Source organism: Amycolatopsis sp. NPDC039088 (genome assembly GCF_055598845.1).
The window spans coordinates 54797-71423 of the sequence record NZ_JBVKAE010000013.1 but is presented as its reverse complement, the minus strand read 5'-3'; the positions used below and the strand labels follow the sequence as shown (position 1 = coordinate 71423).

Annotated in this window: 15 protein-coding genes and 1 tRNA gene; 4 read left to right on the top strand and 12 right to left on the bottom strand. The window is 68.2% G+C overall.

What is annotated here, in order from left to right:
• Positions 1 to 95: 95 nt before the first annotated feature.
• A complete protein-coding gene (locus tag ACZ7KI_RS18510) occupies positions 96 to 1508 on the bottom strand; it encodes an FAD-binding oxidoreductase (RefSeq protein WP_470274339.1) in 1413 nt (470 codons plus the stop codon).
• Positions 1509 to 1693: 185 nt separating this feature from the next.
• On the opposite strand from ACZ7KI_RS18510, the gene ACZ7KI_RS18505 reads away from it, so the two are divergent.
• Complete coding sequence (locus ACZ7KI_RS18505; protein ID WP_470274338.1) at positions 1694 to 3802, top strand: elongation factor G-like protein EF-G2; 2109 nt, start codon at positions 1694 to 1696, stop codon at positions 3800 to 3802.
• Between the two features lie 60 nt (positions 3803 to 3862).
• On the opposite strand, the gene ACZ7KI_RS18500 is transcribed toward ACZ7KI_RS18505, so the two are convergent.
• The 6 genes from ACZ7KI_RS18500 to ACZ7KI_RS18475 all read right to left on the bottom strand — a co-directional run bounded on the left by ACZ7KI_RS18500 (position 3863) and on the right by ACZ7KI_RS18475 (position 8291).
• Complete coding sequence (locus ACZ7KI_RS18500; RefSeq protein ID WP_470274337.1) at positions 3863 to 4342, bottom strand: XdhC family protein; 480 nt, start codon at positions 4340 to 4342, stop codon at positions 3863 to 3865.
• A gap of 92 nt (positions 4343 to 4434) precedes the next feature.
• Positions 4435 to 4917, bottom strand: a complete 483-nt coding sequence (locus ACZ7KI_RS18495) for an NUDIX hydrolase (RefSeq protein WP_470274336.1) — start codon at positions 4915 to 4917, stop codon at positions 4435 to 4437.
• Entirely contained in the window at positions 4914 to 6059 is a 1146-nt protein-coding gene (locus ACZ7KI_RS18490; RefSeq protein ID WP_470274467.1) for a glycosyltransferase family 4 protein, read from the bottom strand. Before ACZ7KI_RS18490 ends, ACZ7KI_RS18495 begins: the two co-directional genes overlap by 4 nt.
• A 22-nt stretch (positions 6060 to 6081) precedes the next feature.
• Positions 6082 to 6999: a phosphatidylinositol mannoside acyltransferase gene (locus tag ACZ7KI_RS18485; protein ID WP_470274335.1), complete on the bottom strand. Its 918-nt coding sequence runs from the start codon at positions 6997 to 6999 to the stop codon at positions 6082 to 6084.
• Positions 6996 to 7637 (bottom strand): phosphatidylinositol phosphate synthase, encoded by a 642-nt coding sequence (gene pgsA, locus ACZ7KI_RS18480; protein WP_470274334.1) that lies wholly within the window; start codon positions 7635 to 7637, stop codon positions 6996 to 6998. The genes ACZ7KI_RS18485 and pgsA overlap by 4 nt, the downstream gene beginning before the upstream one ends.
• A gap of 102 nt (positions 7638 to 7739) precedes the next feature.
• Positions 7740 to 8291, bottom strand: coding sequence for a MarR family winged helix-turn-helix transcriptional regulator (locus tag ACZ7KI_RS18475; protein ID WP_470274333.1), 552 nt, complete (start codon positions 8289 to 8291; stop codon positions 7740 to 7742).
• 117 nt (positions 8292 to 8408) lie between these two features.
• Here ACZ7KI_RS18475 and ACZ7KI_RS18470 point away from each other — a divergent pair, with 117 nt between their 5' ends.
• Entirely contained in the window at positions 8409 to 8951 is a 543-nt protein-coding gene (locus ACZ7KI_RS18470; protein ID WP_470274332.1) for a YceI family protein, read from the top strand.
• A 261-nt stretch (positions 8952 to 9212) separates the two neighbouring features.
• Positions 9213 to 9440 (top strand): hypothetical protein, encoded by a 228-nt coding sequence (locus ACZ7KI_RS18465; protein WP_470274331.1) that lies wholly within the window; start codon positions 9213 to 9215, stop codon positions 9438 to 9440.
• A gap of 289 nt (positions 9441 to 9729) precedes the next feature.
• On the opposite strand, the gene ACZ7KI_RS18460 is transcribed toward ACZ7KI_RS18465, so the two are convergent.
• The 5 genes from ACZ7KI_RS18460 to ACZ7KI_RS18440 form a co-directional block, all read right to left on the bottom strand.
• Positions 9730 to 10266 carry an HIT family protein gene (locus tag ACZ7KI_RS18460; RefSeq protein WP_470274330.1) on the bottom strand — a complete coding sequence of 179 codons (537 nt, stop codon included), beginning with the start codon at positions 10264 to 10266 and terminating at the stop codon, positions 9730 to 9732.
• Entirely contained in the window at positions 10263 to 12323 is a 2061-nt protein-coding gene (gene thrS / locus ACZ7KI_RS18455; protein ID WP_470274329.1) for a threonine--tRNA ligase, read from the bottom strand. Before thrS ends, ACZ7KI_RS18460 begins: the two co-directional genes overlap by 4 nt.
• Positions 12324 to 12462: 139 nt before the next feature.
• Positions 12463 to 13077 carry a malonic semialdehyde reductase gene (locus tag ACZ7KI_RS18450; protein WP_470274328.1) on the bottom strand — a complete coding sequence of 205 codons (615 nt, stop codon included), beginning with the start codon at positions 13075 to 13077 and terminating at the stop codon, positions 12463 to 12465.
• A gap of 108 nt (positions 13078 to 13185) precedes the next feature.
• A complete protein-coding gene (locus tag ACZ7KI_RS18445) occupies positions 13186 to 14712 on the bottom strand; it encodes a sugar transferase (RefSeq protein WP_470274327.1) in 1527 nt (508 codons plus the stop codon).
• Positions 14713 to 15605: 893 nt separating this feature from the next.
• Positions 15606 to 15677: transfer RNA gene (locus tag ACZ7KI_RS18440), tRNA-Val, on the bottom strand.
• A 400-nt stretch (positions 15678 to 16077) separates the two neighbouring features.
• Here ACZ7KI_RS18440 and ACZ7KI_RS18435 point away from each other — a divergent pair.
• Complete coding sequence (locus ACZ7KI_RS18435) at positions 16078 to 16503, top strand: SsgA family sporulation/cell division regulator (RefSeq protein ID WP_037307077.1); 426 nt, start codon at positions 16078 to 16080, stop codon at positions 16501 to 16503.
• Positions 16504 to 16627 lie beyond the last annotated feature (124 nt).

Genomic DNA, 16627 nt, shown 5'->3' with positions numbered 1-16627 from the left:
CAGTCCACTGGGTGATCTGGCCCGCATTTGGTCCTCTGGTTGCGGTAGTTGCACGCGCAAGTACCGCAACCAGAGGACCAAATGCGAAATGGGGGCTAGCGGGCCAGGCCCTGCGCGAAGGCGAACAGGCCGTCCGGGTCGTATTTGCGCGCCACTCGCCGCAGCCGCGGCAGGCTCTCGCCGTAGTACGCGTTCGCCCAGTCCGGCATCTCCGGGTCGATGTAGTTGACGTACCCGGCCTGCCCCAATTCCCGGCCGAGCTGGTCCCTGACCTGGCCGATCACCTGTCGCGCCCGCGCTTCGCCATCGCTGGTCCCGCGGATCACCTGGATACTTCCGAGCGCGTCCCGGTGCGGGAAACACGACTCGCTCGGCGACACACGGGCGATCGCACCGCCGTAGGCGTCGAAGATCGTGTACAGATCCGGATCGCTGGTCAGCAGGGACGCCAGCGCGTCGGTGTCCGCCACCGGATGGGTCAGCATCCTCGAAGTGGCCACATAATCCGCCCGGTCACGGGCCGCGGCCGGGAAGTCGGTCTCCTCGGCGAAAGCGCGCATCGTGGCCAAATGGCTCTGTTCGGTCACCTCGCGCGTGGTCGGCTGAGTGCCGACGCGGCGGACGAGGTCGTCTAGCAGCGGGTTCACCTGCGCGGCGGAGCCCACGAAACAGCCACCGCAATTCACCACCGTCGCGCCGAGCCCCATCCCGCACCACAGTTCGTCCGGCATCGCCGGTTGCCACTCCTGCCACGCCGCGACGAGGTCGGCGAGCGTGGCGGGCGGGAAGGTCAGCGCGAAGTTCGTCAGCATCCGGGCGGCCGCCGTCTTGAAGGTGAACGACGTGACGATGCCGAAGTTGCCACCGCCACCGCCGCGCAACGCCCACAGCAGGTCCGGCGCGGTCTCCGCCGATACCAGGCGCAATTTCCCGTCCGCGCCCACGAAACGCACGGATTCCAGGACATCGCAGGTCAGCCCGTACTTGCGGCCCAGGACGCCGATTCCGCCACCGAGGGTCAGCCCGCCGATGCCGACCGCCGGACAGCTGCCCGCGGGCAGCGCGCGGCCCGCCGCCGCCAAGGCCTCGTACACCTGACCCAGTAGCGCGCCCGCCCCGATCGCCGCCCGGCCACCCGGCAGGATCTCGACCGCGGAAAGGCGGGACAGGTCGACGACGAGCCCTTTGTCCACTGTGGAATAACCGGCGTAGCTGTGCCCGCCGGACCGCGCCGCGATCGGCACGCGATGCTTGGCCGCGAAGTCGACACAGCGCCGGACGTCGTCCTCGTTCGCGCACACCGCGATACCGACGGGAAGCCGATGGTCGTACAGGGAGAAGAAGCCGAGCCGCGCTTCGTCATAGCCGGGATCGCCGGGCCGGAACAGTGTGCCCGCCAGCCGGGCGCGCAGCCGTTCCCACTCGTCCCCGCCGCCTGCCCCGGGGATCACCGCCATCGCCGGAACCGCGCCTGCCAGCCGCAACACCGTCCGTCTGTCGAGCTCCATCGCTCTCCCCCACCGTCGGATTCGGTTCGGATTCGGTTCGGATTCGCCTCCGGGTGTCCGCCATCGAGCATAGCGGCGGGTCGACATTCGGGGGGTCCATCGCCGGTCACCTTGCCGCGACGGCCGTCGCGGGTGTGTGATCGAGGACACACCTGTTACCGGCGTCGTGTGGTGAGGAGACCGGCATGGCCGACAAACAGAACAAGAACGGGGACTCCGGGGCCGCCGTCGCTGTGGACGACCCGGTGAAAGTGCGCAACGTGGTTCTGGTCGGCCCCTCGGGATCCGGCAAGACGACACTCGCCGAAGCCTTGCTCGCCGCGTCCGGCACGGTGACGCGGGCGGGCTCCGTCGTCGAGGGCACGACGGTGTGCGACCACGACCCCGCCGCGGTCCGGCAGCAGCGGTCGGTCGGCCTCTCGGTCGCGCCGGTGCTGCACCAAGGCCACAAGATCAACCTCATCGACACCCCCGGATACGCCGATTTCGTGGGCGAACTGCGCGCCGGGCTCCGCGCCGCCGACGCGGCGCTGTTCGTGGTCTGCGCGGCCGAAGGCGTCGACGCGGCCACGGTCGCGGTGTGGGAGGAATGCGCGGCCGTCGGGATGCCGAGGGCGGTGGTCGTCTCCCGGCTCGACCATCACCGCGCCGACCCCGAAGGCGAGATCGCGGCCTGCCAAGCGGCCTTCGGCGCCGGCGTCCTGCCGCTGTACCTGCCCGCTCGTGACGGGCTCGTCGGGCTGATCACGCGTCGCTACTTCGACTATTCGGACGGCTACCCGCCCACGATCGGGGAGCCGGACGAGGCCGACCTCGCCAGGATCACCGAAGCGCGCAACGAACTGATCGAAGGAGTCATCGCCGAGAGCGAAGACGAATCCCTGATGGACCGGTACCTCGCCGGTGAGGAGATCGCCGAGGACACGCTGATCGCCGACCTCGAGACGGCCGTCGCGCGCGGGTCCTTCCACCCGGTGATCCCCGTGTGCGCGACGACCGGGGTCGGGCTCGCCGAAGTCCTCGACGGCATCGTGCGTGCCTTCCCCTCGCCGCTGGAACATTCCCCACCGGAGGTCACCTCCCCCACCGGCGAGCCGCACGCGAACCTCCGCGCCGATCCCGACGGCCCGCTGGCGGCCGAGGTGGTGCGGACCGCGGTGGACTCCTACGTCGGCCGGGTGTCGCTCGTGCGGGTGTTTTCCGGAACGCTTCGCCCAGAACGCCCGGTGCACGTCTCGGGCCACGGGCTCGCCGAACGCGGACACGAGGATCACGACGCCGACGAACGGGTGGCACACCTGTACTCGCCGCTCGGCGCGAACCTGCGCGAAGTCCCGTATTGCGTCGCGGGCGACCTCTGCGCGCTCACCAAGGTCGGCTCGGCCGAGACGGGCGACACCGTTTCCTCGCCGGACGATCCGCTGATCATGAAGCCGTGGACGATGCCGGAACCGCTGCTGCCGGTCGCCGTGATCGCCAAGACGCGCAGCGACGAGGACACCCTGGCGCGCAACCTTTCCCGGCTGGTCGCGGGCGATCCGACGCTCCGGCTGGACCGCAACGCCGAGACCAATCAGCTCGTGCTGTGGTGCATGGGCGAGGCGCATGCCGACGTCGTGCTGTCGCGGCTGCGCGCGGGCGGCGCCGACGTGGACACCGAACCCGTCCGCATCAGCCTGCGTTCGACGTTCGCCGGTCCGGGCCGCGGACACGGACGGCATGTCAAGCAGTCCGGCGGTCACGGCCAGTTCGCCGTCTGCGACATCGAGGTCGAGCCGCTGCCGCGGGGTTCGGGCTTCGAGTTCGTCGACAAGGTCGTCGGCGGCTCGGTGCCGCATCAGTTCATCCCGAGTGTCGAAAAGGGGGTCCGGGCCCAAGCCCAGCGAGGGCTGGTCGACGGTCATCCGCTGATCGACATCCGGGTGACCCTCGTCGACGGCAAGGCGCACAGTGTCGATTCCTCGGACGCCGCGTTCCAGACCGCGGGCGCGTTGGCGCTCAAGGAAGCAGCCGCGGCCGCGAAGATCGTGTTGCTCGAACCGCTCGAAGAGGTGGCGGTGCGGCTTCCGGACGAGCACCTGGGCACCGTGCTGGGTGATCTGTCGTCCCGGCGTGGCCGCGTTCTCGGCACCGAGTCGGGTGAAGGCGGCCGCACGGTCATCCGCGCCGAGGTACCCGCGGCGGAACTGCTGCGCTACGCGACCGACCTACGCTCGCTGACCTCGGGCACGGCGACGTTCACCCGTAAGCACGCCCGGTTCGAGCCCATGCCGGAAGGAGCCGTGGCCCTCTAGCCCCCGCGTTTGGTCCTCTGAACGCGGTGGTTGGCGACACGAACTACCGCAGTTAGAGGACTAATCGCGAGACGGCGGGAACTCGAAGCCACCTGGACGTCCGTTCCGGTCGGCGAGCAGGCCTGCCAAGGTCGCGACGGCGATCTCGGGCGGCGTGCGCGAGCCGATGTTCAAGCCGACCGGGCGATGCACGCGCGCGATCTGGTTCTCCGGGACGTCCAGCGCCTTGAGCGCGGCGACGTGCGGTCCGGCATGGCGCGGATTGCCCAGCACCCCGACCCAGCGGGCCGGGTGGTCGAGTACGGCCTTGAGCACCTCGCCGAGTTCGGGCCGGTTGTGGTCGGTGACAACCACGTCGGTGCCCGCTCCGAGTTCCGGCACCGACGAGACGGCCTCGAAGCCGTTCTCGACGTCGGTCGCCCGCGCGCCGTCCGGCTCGAACAACACCGTCGTGTAGCCGAGGTCCTTGCCGTAGCGCAGGAGGTACGACGCCACCGGCGTCGCGAACACCGCTACCAACACCCGCTGTTCGTCGCTCACGCGCCCATCTTCCCGCACTTCGTCCTCTGATCGCGCTCTATGCGCACGCAACTACCGCATTGAGAGGACCAAACGCGGTGGTGGACGCGGGGTCAGAGCTCGGGTTCGGCGATTTCGAAGTATTCGGGGAGCCGCGCGGTGCCGGCGAGGCCGAAGTACCGGACTTTCCGGCGCCGCCGCAGATGCAGCGTGTCCCGGACGGCGTCGTTGTGCACCCGCCGCGCGATGACGACGCGGTGTTCGGCGTCGGTCAGCTCCTCGGCCAGTGGAGGTGGCAACGTCGTCCGGTCGACGCGCGCCAGCCACAGCGTCAGTTCGCTCTCCTCGGCTTCGCGATCCGGGCGCTCGGCGTGCTCGGCCCGTTCGGCCAGCGCGCGCAGTCCCTCGTCACCCAGGATCGCGGCGGCCGCCCTGGCCACGACGGCGCGCCGCGCGAGGGCCGCGTCGAGCGCCGCCCACCCCGCGTCCGTGCGCACGTGCAGCCGGTCCAGCCGGTTCGCCGTCGCGAGCAGGAACAGCCCGCCCAGCACCACGATCACGGCCACCAGGCCGCCGATCCACAACCACGTCGTCACCGGCTGAACTCGCGTTCGCCCGCGCCGACCCGTCGGGGGTCGGCGGCGATCGCCGTCTCGTACACCCGCAGGACCTGCGTGGTGACCACGGACCAGTCGAACATCGCGACCCGCTCCCCCGCGGCCGCCGCCAGCGACACCCGTCGCGCCGGATCACCGAGCAGCTCACGCAATCCGTCGGCCAGCGCGACCGCGTCACCGGTTTCGGTCAGCATCCCGGCCTTGCCGTCGTCGAGCACCCGGCGGAACGAGTCCAGCCCGCTCGCCAGTACCGGTGTGCCCGCCGCCATCGCCTCGGTGAGGATCATCCCGAAACTCTCGCCGCCCGTGTTCGGCGCGCAGTAGACGTCGACACTGCGCAGCGCCCGCGCCTTCGTCTCGTCGTCGACCTGGCCCAGCAGGTCGATATGCGACGCGAGTTCCGGGCCGGCCTCGCGCCGGAGCTGCTCCGCGTCACCGCGGCCGACGACCAGCATCCGCAGGTCCTCGAATTCCGGCAGCAGGATGCGCAACGCCTCCAGCAGCACACTCATCCCCTTGCGGGGCTCGGTGTACCGCCCGACGAAGCCGACCGTGCCGCCCGCTCGTGGGTAGCCGTCCAGCGGGAGCGCGCGGGAGAAGAAGTCGACGTCGACGCCGTTGGGCACCTCGACCGCGTCGCCGCCTGCGTGCTCGACCTGAACCCGGCGGGCCAGCGCCGACACCGCGATCCGCGCGGTGATCTTCTCGAGCAGCGGCCGCAGTACCGGCTGGAACGCCGCCAGCGTGCGCGAACGGGTCGTCGCGGTGTGGAAGGTCGCCACGATCGGGCCGTCCGCGACCTTCAGCGCCAGCAAGGAAAGGCTCGGCGCGGCGGGCTCGTGCAGGTGCAAGACGTCGAACTCGCCGTCACGGATCCACCGCCGCACCCGGGCGTAGGACACCGGGCCGAACTGCAGCCGCGCGACCGAGCCGTTGTACGGGATGCCGAGCGCCTTCCCCGCGGGGACGACGAAATCCGGGACGTCCGAGTCCTCGTCCGCCGGCGCGAGCACGGAGACGTCGTGCCCGCGCGCGAGCAGCGCCTTCGCGAGATCGATGACGTGTCCCTGTACACCGCCCGGTACGTCGAACGAGTACGGGCAGACGATCCCGATCTTCATGACCCGCGACTGAGCCATCGGCTCAGCTCGCTTCGCCGAGGTCGGCCTGTTCCCCGGGTTCGAGATCGGAGAGCCAGAACTTCTGCATCATGTGCCAGTCGGCCGGATGCGCGGCGATGTCACCGGCGAAGATGTCCGCCAGCGCCTGGGTGGCGGCCGGGACCTCGGACCGGTTCGTGACCCGGATCCGCGGATGCAGCCGGATCTGCCAGCCGTCCTCGGTGAACCAGCAGCCCGCCGGGATCAACGCGGCACCGGTGGTCGCGGCCAGCCGCGCCGGTCCGCCGGGCATCCGGGCCCGCTCGCCGAAGAACTTGACCGGAACGCCCGAATTCGTCAGATCCCTGTCCCCCACCAGGCAGATCGCCTTGTTCTCCCGCAGCCGTTTGAGCAGCACGCGCATCGCGGAGCTGTCGCCGGTCAGCGGCACGATCTCGAATCCGAGCGACTCGCGATAGGACACGAACCGCTGGTAAAGCGACTCGGGTTTCAGCCGTTCCGCGACCGTGGTGAAACCGCCGAGGTAATCCGCGAGCCAGACGCCCGCCGCGTCCCAGTTGCCGCTGTGCGGCAGCGCCATCACCGCGCCGTTACCCTCGGCGAGCGCGGCGTCGAGGTTCTCGACACCGGTGATCGACTGGGCGACCTTGCGGCTGACCTCCTTGTGGTCCATCGAGGGCAGCCGGAACATCTCGTGCCAGTAGCGGGCGTAGGACCGCATCGCGCGGCGGGTCAGTTCGTCGAGCTCGACCTCGTCCGCCTGCGGTACGACCCGGGCGAGATTGGTCCGCAGCTGCTGTACACCGCCGCCGTCGCGCCGGACGGCGAGATCCGCGCCCAGCCCGAAGGTCACCGAGCCGAGCGACTCCGGCAGCCAGCGCGCGAGCCGCCAGCCTGCCGCGTAGCCGAAGTCGCTCAAACGCTGGGAGAACCCGCTCACGAGCCGGCCTCCCCTGCGGGTGGACCGGCGGCCTTGGCGGCCCTGGCCGCCTTCGCGACGGCGGCCGTCCGCTGCAGCAGGGTGATCACCGAAAGCACCGCGAGCAACCAGAGGGTGATGTCCACGGTGTACGGAACGCCCAGACCGTGCAGTCCGGTTCCGACGAGGGCGATGATCAGCCGTTCCGCGCGCTCGACGAGCCCGCCGTCCGCCTCCAGCCCGGATGCCTCGGCGCGGGCCTTGACGTAGGAGATGACCTGCGCGAGCACCAGGCAGATCAGCGCGGCGGCCGCGGCGGGGCGGTTGTCGTCGTGGACGAAGCACCACCACGCGATCGCGGCGAACAACGCGCCGTCGACCAGTCTGTCGCAGGTCGCGTCGAGCACGGCTCCGAACGCCGTGCCGTACCCGCGGGCGCGGGCCATCGCGCCGTCGAGCAGGTCCAGCATCGCGAAGCCCCACACGGTGAAGGTGCCCCACAGCAGCATGTCGTTGGGGAAGAACGCGAGCGCGCACAGGACCGCCCCGGCCGTGCCGATGACGGTCATCGCGTTCGGGGTCAGACCGGCGCGGACGAGCACCTTCCCCATCGGGTCGGTGACGCGGGAAACGGAGGCGCGCGCGAAAATGTTGAGCATCGGTTCTTCAGGTGCACCTAAGCAGCAGGGTCGGATGGGCGCCCGAAGCCTATCCACCCGCACCGACACCTGTCGTCGTGCCCGCCCTGGACCGGCTTTTTCTCAGTCCGTTGTGGCCAGTTCGGGTACCTCCCGAAGGTCGCCCGAGACCACACCGGATTCCTCCCGCAAGGCCAGCGCCGCCTCGGCGGCGGCGCATTTCGGCGACAGCCTGGCCAGCACGGCGGCGCTGATCTCCCCGAGCGTCTTGACCTGTTCGGGGGTCAACGGGTCGAAGAGGCTCTCGCGGACCGCCTCGACGTGCCCGGGAGCCGCCTCCTCCAGCGCGGCGAAACCTTCAGCGGTGAGCACCGCCCACGAACCGCGTTTGTCGGTGGGACAGGACTCACGTCGCACCCAGCCGTTCGCCTCGAGCCGCGCGACCGCGTGTGACAGCCTGCTGCGTGACGCCTTGCGCGCGTCGGCGAGCTCGCTCATGCGCAGGCGGCGGCCCGGCGCCTCGGACAGGGCGACGAGCACTTCGTAGTAGGTGTGCGGCATGCCCGCCTCATGCTGAAGCTGGCCCTCCAGGTGCGCTTGCAGCATCCGCGTGGCCGCGGAGAAGTCGCGCCAGACTTTTTGCTCCTCGTCGGAGAGCCATCGGGGTTCGGACATGCCACCCATTCTACTCCTGGTTGAACGCTCAACCAAATTGCGCTACAGTCCTTGTTGAGCGCTCAACAAGCCGAGGGCTCACCACAGGCAGACCACAGACTTTGGAGATCGACTTCCATGACCACCACCGAAATCCCGGGCTACGTCGCAGGCAAGTGGACGATCGACACCGCTCACTCCGACATCGCTTACACCGTGAAGCACCTGGGCCTGGCGAAGTCCCGGGGCAACTTCACCGCCTTCACCGGTGAGGTCGTCACAGCCGACAACATCCTCGACTCCTCGGTCACCGTCGAGATCGACGCCTCCTCGGTCGCCAGCGGTGTCGACGGGCGTGACACGCACCTCAAGTCCGAGGACTTCTTCCACGTCGACGAGCACCCGGTCATCACCTTCCGCTCGACCGGCATCCGCGAGGACGGCGGCGACTACGTCATCGACGGCGAGCTCACCTGGCGCGGCAAGAGCGTCCCGGTCGCGCTCGAGGCCGAGTTCAACGGCATCGGCACCAACCCGGCCAACGACAACGCCACCACCCTCGGCGTTTCGGCCAGCGCGACGGTGAACCGCCGCGACTTCGGCATCGGCCCGGAGGGCAACGCCTTCCTGTCCGAGAAGGTCAAGATCGACATCGAGCTTCAGGCCGCGCTCAACTCCTGAAGCCTCGCTTCGGCCCCAGCGAATCGCGAATGGCGATTCGGGGTTGACGGAGACGCCCCTTCCTTGCTTCTAGCGCAAGGAGGGGGCTCTTCGCGTACTCCAGCCAGCGAAGGGGACTTCGGTGACGCGTCGGCCGGGTTGGTCGTGAATGACGGTGAAGTCGCCAACGGATTGGTGAATTCCCCCGTTCGGCAGACAAGCCCGCCCGTTTCATGATTATTTGTGCGCGCACGTGTTCACCAGAGAACTGGGGCTCTACAAGTGAAGAAGAAGATCGCGGCAGCCGCCGTCATGGGTGCGCTGGCATCAACGATCGCGTTCGCGCAACCTGCCAGCGCGGGCGTCGACCCGAGGTACTACTACGAGTCCAGCTGGGCGGAGGAGGGCGACTGCCAGATCAACGGCTACTTCGGCCAGCAGAATGGCCGGTGGTCGGCCTACTTCTGCTCGGCGTCGACCTGGTCTTGGGACCTCTACATCAAGCCGTAGCGAATCCGTGAAGGCCTCCTTCCCTACCTTGAGAGTAAGGGTTCCGGCAAAGTCGCATAACTGCTGGTCGGCACTGTTCTTGGTGGTCCGGATGTGGCATCGCTGATGCCTGCGGGGTCCGAGTGTGGAGGATTTGGGACGGTGAACGTCCCAATTCCTTCATAGACGTCGGCCTGCGCCATGACCAAGAGGGCACCGACCCGCACGATCCCCGACTTTGCCGGGCCCTGCTGTGAGAGTAAGGAAGGAGGCCTTCACGGACTTTGCCTGAGTGAGGGCGAAACCGGACCTACCAGGCCCCGGCCAGCAGCTTCCGTGTCTCCCCCAGCAGCTGCGGCAACACCTTCGTATGGCCGATCACCGGCATGAAGTTCGCGTCGCCACCCCACCGCGGCACCACGTGCTGGTGCAGATGCGCGGCGATGCCCGCACCGGCGATCACGCCCTGGTTCATCCCGATGTTGAACCCGTGCGCCGAGGACACCTCCCGGATCACCCGCATCGCGTGCTGGGTGAACTCCGCCAGCTCGACGGTCTCTTCCGCCGTCAGGTCCGTGTAGTCCGCGACATGGCGGTACGGCACGGCCATCAGATGGCCGGGGTTGTACGGGTACAGGTTCAGCACCGCGTAGACCGTTTTCCCGCGCGCGAGGATCAGCGCGTCCTCGTCCCTCTTCTCGGGGAGACGGCAGAACGGACAGCCCTCGTCGGGTTTCTTCGACCCCTGCACGTAGGCGAGCCGGTGCGGAGTCCACAGGCGCTGCAACGCGTCCGGGACCCCCACCCCGTCCTGTCCGACCACTTCCGGGCCATCGGGGCCCGTCACCGGAGGACCGCCTCCAAGCCCGCCACCGTCGGCGAGGAGTTCTCACGACGCTGGATCCAGCCGGCGATCGCCTCGACCGCGTCGGCCACCGGGACGCCGTTGATCTGGCCGCCGTCGCGGAACCGGAACGACACCGCGCCCGCCTCGACGTCCTTCGCGCCCGCCAAGAGCATGAAGGGCACCTTCTGCGTGGTGTGGGTGCGGATCTTCTTCTGCATCCGGTCGTCGCTCGCGTCGACGTTGATCCGGACCCCCTTGGCCCGCAGCGCCTTCTCGACCCCGCGCAGATGCTCGACCTGGTCTTCGGTGATCGGGATGCCGACCACCTGGACCGGCGACAGCCACGCCGGGAACGCGCCGGCGTAGTGCTCGGTCAGCACGCCGAAGAACCGCTCGATCGAACCGAACAGCGCGCGGTGGATCATCACCGGGCGCTGGCGGCTGCCGTCGGCCGAGGTGTACTCGAGCTCGAACTTCTCGGGCAGCATGAAGTCCAGCTGGATGGTCGACATCTGCCAGGTGCGGCCCAGCGCGTCCTTCGCCTGGACGGAGATCTTCGGCCCGTAGAACGCCGCGCCACCCGGGTCCGGCACCAGTTCGAGTCCGGACTCGACGGCCGCGGTCCGCAGCACCTCGGTGGCCTCGGCCCACACTTCTTCGGAGCCGATGTACTTCTCTTCGTTCCGAGTGGACAGTTCGAGGTAGAAGTCGTCGAGACCGTAGTCGCGCAACAGGTTCAGCACGAAGTCCAAAAGGGACTTCAGCTCACCGGGGACCTGCTCCAGGGTGCAGAAGATGTGCGCGTCGTCCTGCGTCATGCCCCGGACACGGGTGAGTCCGTGGATCACGCCGGACTTCTCGTAGCGGTACACGGAACCGAACTCGAACATCCGCAGCGGCAGTTCCCGGTAGGAACGCCCGCGCGAGCGGAAGATCAGGTCGTGGAACGGGCAGTTCATCGGCTTGAGGTAGTAGTCCTGGCCGGGTTTGCGGACCGAACCGTCCTCGTTGTGCTCGGCGTCGAGGTGCATCGCCGGGTACATGCCGTCGCGGTACCAGTCGAGGTGACCGGAGGTCTCGAACAGCGCGCCCTTGGTGATGTGCGGCGAGTAGACGAAGTCGTAGCCCGCCTCGACGTGCCGCTGACGGGAGTAGTTCTCCATCTCCTGCCGGATGATCCCGCCCTTGGGGTGGAACACGGGCAGCCCCGAGCCGATCTCGTCCGGGAACGAGAACAGGTCGAGCTCGACACCGAGCTTGCGGTGGTCGCGGCGTTCCGCTTCGGCCAGCCGCTCCAGGTAGACGTCCTGCGCTTCGGCGGATTCCCAAGCGGTGCCGTAGATCCGCTGCAGCTGCGGGTTCTTGTCGTCGCCACGCCAGTACGCGGCCGCGACGCGGGTCAGCTTGAACGCCGGGATGAACTTGGTGGTCGGCACGTGCGGGCCGCGGCAGAGGTCGCTCCACACGCGCTCCTTGGTGCGCGGGTCGAGGTTGTCGTAGATGGTCAGCTCGCCACCGCCGACCTCCATCACCTCGGAGGTGTCCACATCGGACTTGAGGTCGACGAGTTCGAGTTTGAACGGCTCGTCGGCCAGTTCCTTCTTGGCCTCGTCGACCGAGTCGAAGACGCGGCGGGAGAACTGCTGCGCGCCCTTCACGATCTGCTTCATGCGCTTTTCCAGCGCCTGCAGGTCTTCCGGGGTGAACGGGGTGTCGACGGCGAAGTCGTAGTAGAAGCCGTCCTTGACCGGCGGGCCGATGCCGAGCTTGGCCTGCGGGAACTGCTGCTGCACGGCCTGCGCGAGCACGTGGGCGGCCGAGTGGCGGATCACGCTGCGGCCGTCCTCGGTGTTCGCGGCGACGGCCTCGACCTCGACCTCGGACTCCGGGGCCCAGGCGAGATCGCGGAGGTTGCCCTCGGCGTCGCGCACGACGACGATCGTGTCCGGCCCCTTGGTCGGCAGCCCGGCTTCGCGGACCGCGGTGCCCGCCGTAGTGCCCGCCGGTACCACCACGCGCGGGGCGGTTGCGGCTGCTACTGACGACGGCTGGGACACGATGGGCTCCTCGCGATGAAAGCGGATGTTTCGTGTGATGTTAGTCGTCACCCGCCACGCGGCTCACGCGCATTACCCCCAAGCACAACGAAGGCCTCCTTCCCATCGGAAGAAGGCCTTCGCGTATCGCGGTAAGGCGTCAGATGGTCTCGACGACCTCGTCGAAGTCCAGTCGCGGCAGGCGGTCGTACCACGGGTTGTCGCCCGGCTTGCCGACGTTGATCACGACGAGGGACTTCCACGGCTTGTCCGCGAAGAACTCCTTGTCGATGCCCTCGGCGTCGAAGCCGGTCATCGGGCCGGCGGCCAGCCCGGCGGCGCGGACGCCGATGATGAAGTAGCCGACCTGCAGCAGTGCGTTCAGCTTGGCGGTCTCGACGCGGGCCGCCTCTTCGGCGAACAGGTCCTTGGCACCGGGGAAGTGCGGGAACGTCCGCGGGAGGTGCTCGTGGAACTCGGTGTCGGCGGCCAGCACGACGGTCACCGGCGCGGTCTCGGTCTTGGCGCGGTTGCCCTCGGCCATCAGCGGCGTGAGGCGCTTCTTGCCCTCTTCGGTGCGGATGACCAGCGCGCGCAGCGGCTGGTTGTTCATCGACGTCGGGGCCCACTTGACCAGCTCGTAGATCGCGCGGATCTGCTCGTCGGTCACCGGCTCGTCGCTGAAGCTGTTCGCGGTGCGGGCTTCGCGGAACAGCAGGTCCTGGACGTCCTGCGGGAGGCTCAGGGCTTCGGTCGACTCAACGCTGGTGGTCATGGGTGGATCTTCCTTCCGTACGCTTCCTGTACCCCTCCCAACCTAGTTGAGCGCTGAACTATTTCTCGTTCAACTATCGCTGCGTGTGGGTCCAGTCACAGGAAGGCGTCAGTAGGCGCCCCTCCCCTGCACGACGGCGCGGAAGGTCTTCCACAGGATCACCAGGTCGAGGGCGAGTGACCAGTCTTCGACGTAACGCAGGTCGAGACGGATGCTCTCGGCCCAGCTGAGGTCGCTGCGGCCGCTGACCTGCCAGAGCCCGGTCAGCCCCGGCTTCACCAGCAGACGCCGCCGCGCGTCGGGGGCGTACTTCACGGTCTCCTCCGGCAACGGCGGACGGGGGCCGACGAGGGACATGCGCCCGCTCACGACGTTGAACAGCTGCGGCAGTTCGTCGAGCGAATACCGCCGGAGCAGGCTGCCGACTCGCGTCACCCGCGGGTCCTTGCGCATCTTGAACAACGGCCCCGCGCCTTCGTTGTCCGCCTGGAGGCCCTGCTTGAGCTTGTCGGCGTCGGTGACCATCGTGCGGAACTTCAGCATGGTGAAGGTGTGGCCGTCGCGGCCGACGCGGCGCTGGCGGTAGATGACCGGGCCGCGGTCGTCGAGCTTGATCGCGACCGCGATCGCCAGCAGCAGCGGGGAAACGAGGGTGAGCAGCAGGGTCGAGCCGAACCTGTCGAGCACTTCCTTGACCAGACGGCGCCCGCCGGTGAAACTCGGCGCGCTGACCCGCAGGAGCGGCATGCCGAGCACACCGGAGACGTTCAGCCGGGGGCCCGCCACCTCCATCAGCATCGGGGCGACCACCATCTCGGCGGAAGTCCCTTCGAGGTCCCAGGCGAGCCGCTGCAGGCGTTTGGGGTTCCAGTGCTGATCCGCGGTCACGGCGACCACGCGGTAGCCGCCGCGGCGGACGTGACCCGCCAGTTCGTCGAGCTTCCCGACGACCGGGACCCCCTCCACCTCGCCGCTTCCCCGCTCCGCGCCGCCACCGGAGTAGGTGCAGACGGCTTCGACCCGCCAGCCGACATGAGGATCGGCCTTGGTGCGGGCGATGAGGTCGGCGACCGTGTCGGGACTTCCGGCCGCGAGCACCGGCAGCAGGCATTCACCGAGCCGTCTGCGCCGGTGCAGCACCTGTCTCAGCGCGTACCGCTGCAGGAACATGACGACCGAGATCATCGGGACGACGATGAAGACCCAAGGCTGAACGGCGAGCGCGCCGAAGAGCAGGCCGCCCAGCGCGACGAGCACCGCGGTGGTCATCAGGCCGCGTCCCAGCGTCCGGTACTCCTCCGCGCCTTCGCCGAGCACACGCGGACTCCAGGCACGGCAAACCGACAGTCCGAACAGGAAGGCGGCGGCGGTACCGAGCGCGTGCATGTCGTGCGGATCGGAGCGATCGATCAAGAAGGCGCTCATCACGATGAGCACGAAGGCGGTGAAAACGTCACTACCGATGACCCACGCGCGATAGCGCGATTCCCAGGCCGCGTACGGCGGCCGCGCCGAAGTGTTGTCGACCTCGGCGGCACTGCCCGCACCCCGTTGCGGGGGAAGCGGGATCGACTGGAGGTCGATGTGCTGCGGCGTCCCGTTGACGGTGGACGACGACCGCACCGACTCTTCCATCAGACCTCCCGGAGTGGGAATTCCCGAACGCCGGATCAACACGCTGAGTCAATGAGAGCGATTTCGAAGAGTGATCGATTCTCAAGATCCTTCAGCGGCCGATGGGGCGACACACGCCAAGGTATCGGCCACTCTCCGGCCATCGTTACAAGGATTTCCAGCCACATCCTGTGCGGGCTTCCGGCAAATGAATGCCGTGATGATAACAAGGTGATGACAATGCGTAATAGACCGTATCCGCCGAACAACTACGCAAAGTAGTCACGAATTCCCGGCTCACGCGACCACTTGGAGCACCGCGCGCCCGAACGGCCGAACAGCCCGGAAAACTCCATAGTGGACGGTTCGAGGGAATCGATCATCGACCGGTCCACTGTGGATCTCGCGGCCGCCGAGGATCGCCGCCCCCACGGCGTACCCACGGGATGACGACCTACCTTGTCAATCGGTCACCGGAGTGGGGTTTCGTCACATCACGTCAACATCACGGGGACGACGGCACTGGAGCCGTGCGGGTGAGTCGCTCCTCCGTGCCCCGCATCACTTCCACGGTGGTCTGAACCTGTCGGAGGGGTCCACAGTGCCGAGGATCACAATATCGTCTCGGCGACGAACTCATGTCACCCATTCACCGCGCAACGCAAGCCTCATGTCAAATGTCCACACCGGCCGGACCGGACCCGCGGCCGATCTTCGAACGCGACGGTCTTCGGCCATCGCCGCCGCGCCAGGTGAATCCGTCCGTGCTACCGGACCGCCCCGCCACGGCAGAAGTACCGTCCCCGGATAACCCGCGTCCGACCTGGGGATCGAATGCGTCCGGACGGCTCTGCGCCGACACTGTCCGAGAATGAACAAGGCCCCGGACCGAGTGGTCCAGGGCCTTCATCCGGTGGGCGATACTGGGATCGAACCAGTGACCTCTTCGGTGTGAACGAAGCGCTCTCCCGCTGAGCTAATCGCCCGCTCGCGGTGTCCGGCAGACTCTACCCCACAACTTTAGGGGGCCTGCAAACGGGTGGTTCGCCCCGACCACACTCCGCTCACCAGCAAATACGGAGCGAACAACCGCGAGCTAGCCGGGGTTGTAGGGACAGGGGGTCGCCCGCGACGCGTTTCGACATTCGTGCGACGGTGCTATCGCGTGACGACTAAACCGCGCAGTATGTACATGTGGACTGCCTGCAGGGCGCATGTAGGGCTGCGCGTCGCGCGGGTGATGATGGGGTGACGGAGCATGGACCCGGGGTCCGATGACCCCGTCCGGGTGATCTGCGGCAAAACCGCGTTCCGATCAGTCGGCCGATGCGTCACATCATCGCCACTCGGTTCGACCGAGCCGGGAAGGAGACGAAGGGTAGGACGATGCGCAACGATCACGTGACGCTCCGCTCGACGGCGGTGTTCGACCTCCTGGCGCCGCGGACCCCCGCGGTCCCGGTGAAGGTGGAGCTGCGATACGACACACGCGACCCCTATGCGGTAGTCGCCGCCTTCCGCACCGGCCGGGCCGGTTGGGTCGAGTGGGTCTACGCGCGGGATCTCCTCGCGGACGGCCTCCTGGCCGACGCGGGCGACGGCGACGTACGCATCCGCCCCTCCGTCGAAGACCCCGAGTCCGTCCTCATCGAACTGAACTCGCCGTCCGGGCACGCCATGTTCGAGGCGTCCGCTCAGGAGCTGGCCGACTTCCTCGACCGGACCTACGACGTCGTACTGCCCGGCAACGAGCACCTGTGGGTCGACGTCGACGACGCCCTCACTCACCTCATCCCCAACGATATGGCCTGATGACGGGCTTGCGAACAGCAAGTGCCACCCCGGTTGCAGGGCCGTTTTCGGGGTCGGATAGTGTTTACACACACCACGGCGACGGGGTGAGGAGCAGAACCGCGAGGATCTGACCTCCCAGCCC

What these genes read in the sequence shown, in the direction of transcription:
- pgsA (WP_470274334.1), bottom strand. Translation starts at nt 7,637, where the DNA reads ATGCTCAACATTTTCGCGCGCGCCTCCGTTTCCCGCGTCACCGACCCG.
- ACZ7KI_RS18475 (WP_470274333.1), bottom strand. Translation starts at nt 8,291, where the DNA reads ATGTCCGAACCCCGATGGCTCTCCGACGAGGAGCAAAAAGTCTGGCGC.
- ACZ7KI_RS18490 (WP_470274467.1), bottom strand. Translation starts at nt 6,059, where the DNA reads ATGAAGATCGGGATCGTCTGCCCGTACTCGTTCGACGTACCGGGCGGT.
- ACZ7KI_RS18450 (WP_470274328.1), bottom strand. Translation starts at nt 13,077, where the DNA reads ATGACCACCAGCGTTGAGTCGACCGAAGCCCTGAGCCTCCCGCAGGAC.
- ACZ7KI_RS18470 (WP_470274332.1), top strand. Translation starts at nt 8,409, where the DNA reads ATGACCACCACCGAAATCCCGGGCTACGTCGCAGGCAAGTGGACGATC.
- ACZ7KI_RS18510 (WP_470274339.1), bottom strand. Translation starts at nt 1,508, where the DNA reads ATGGAGCTCGACAGACGGACGGTGTTGCGGCTGGCAGGCGCGGTTCCG.
- ACZ7KI_RS18445 (WP_470274327.1), bottom strand. Translation starts at nt 14,712, where the DNA reads ATGGAAGAGTCGGTGCGGTCGTCGTCCACCGTCAACGGGACGCCGCAG.
- ACZ7KI_RS18505 (WP_470274338.1), top strand. Translation starts at nt 1,694, where the DNA reads ATGGCCGACAAACAGAACAAGAACGGGGACTCCGGGGCCGCCGTCGCT.
- ACZ7KI_RS18435 (WP_037307077.1), top strand. Translation starts at nt 16,078, where the DNA reads ATGCGCAACGATCACGTGACGCTCCGCTCGACGGCGGTGTTCGACCTC.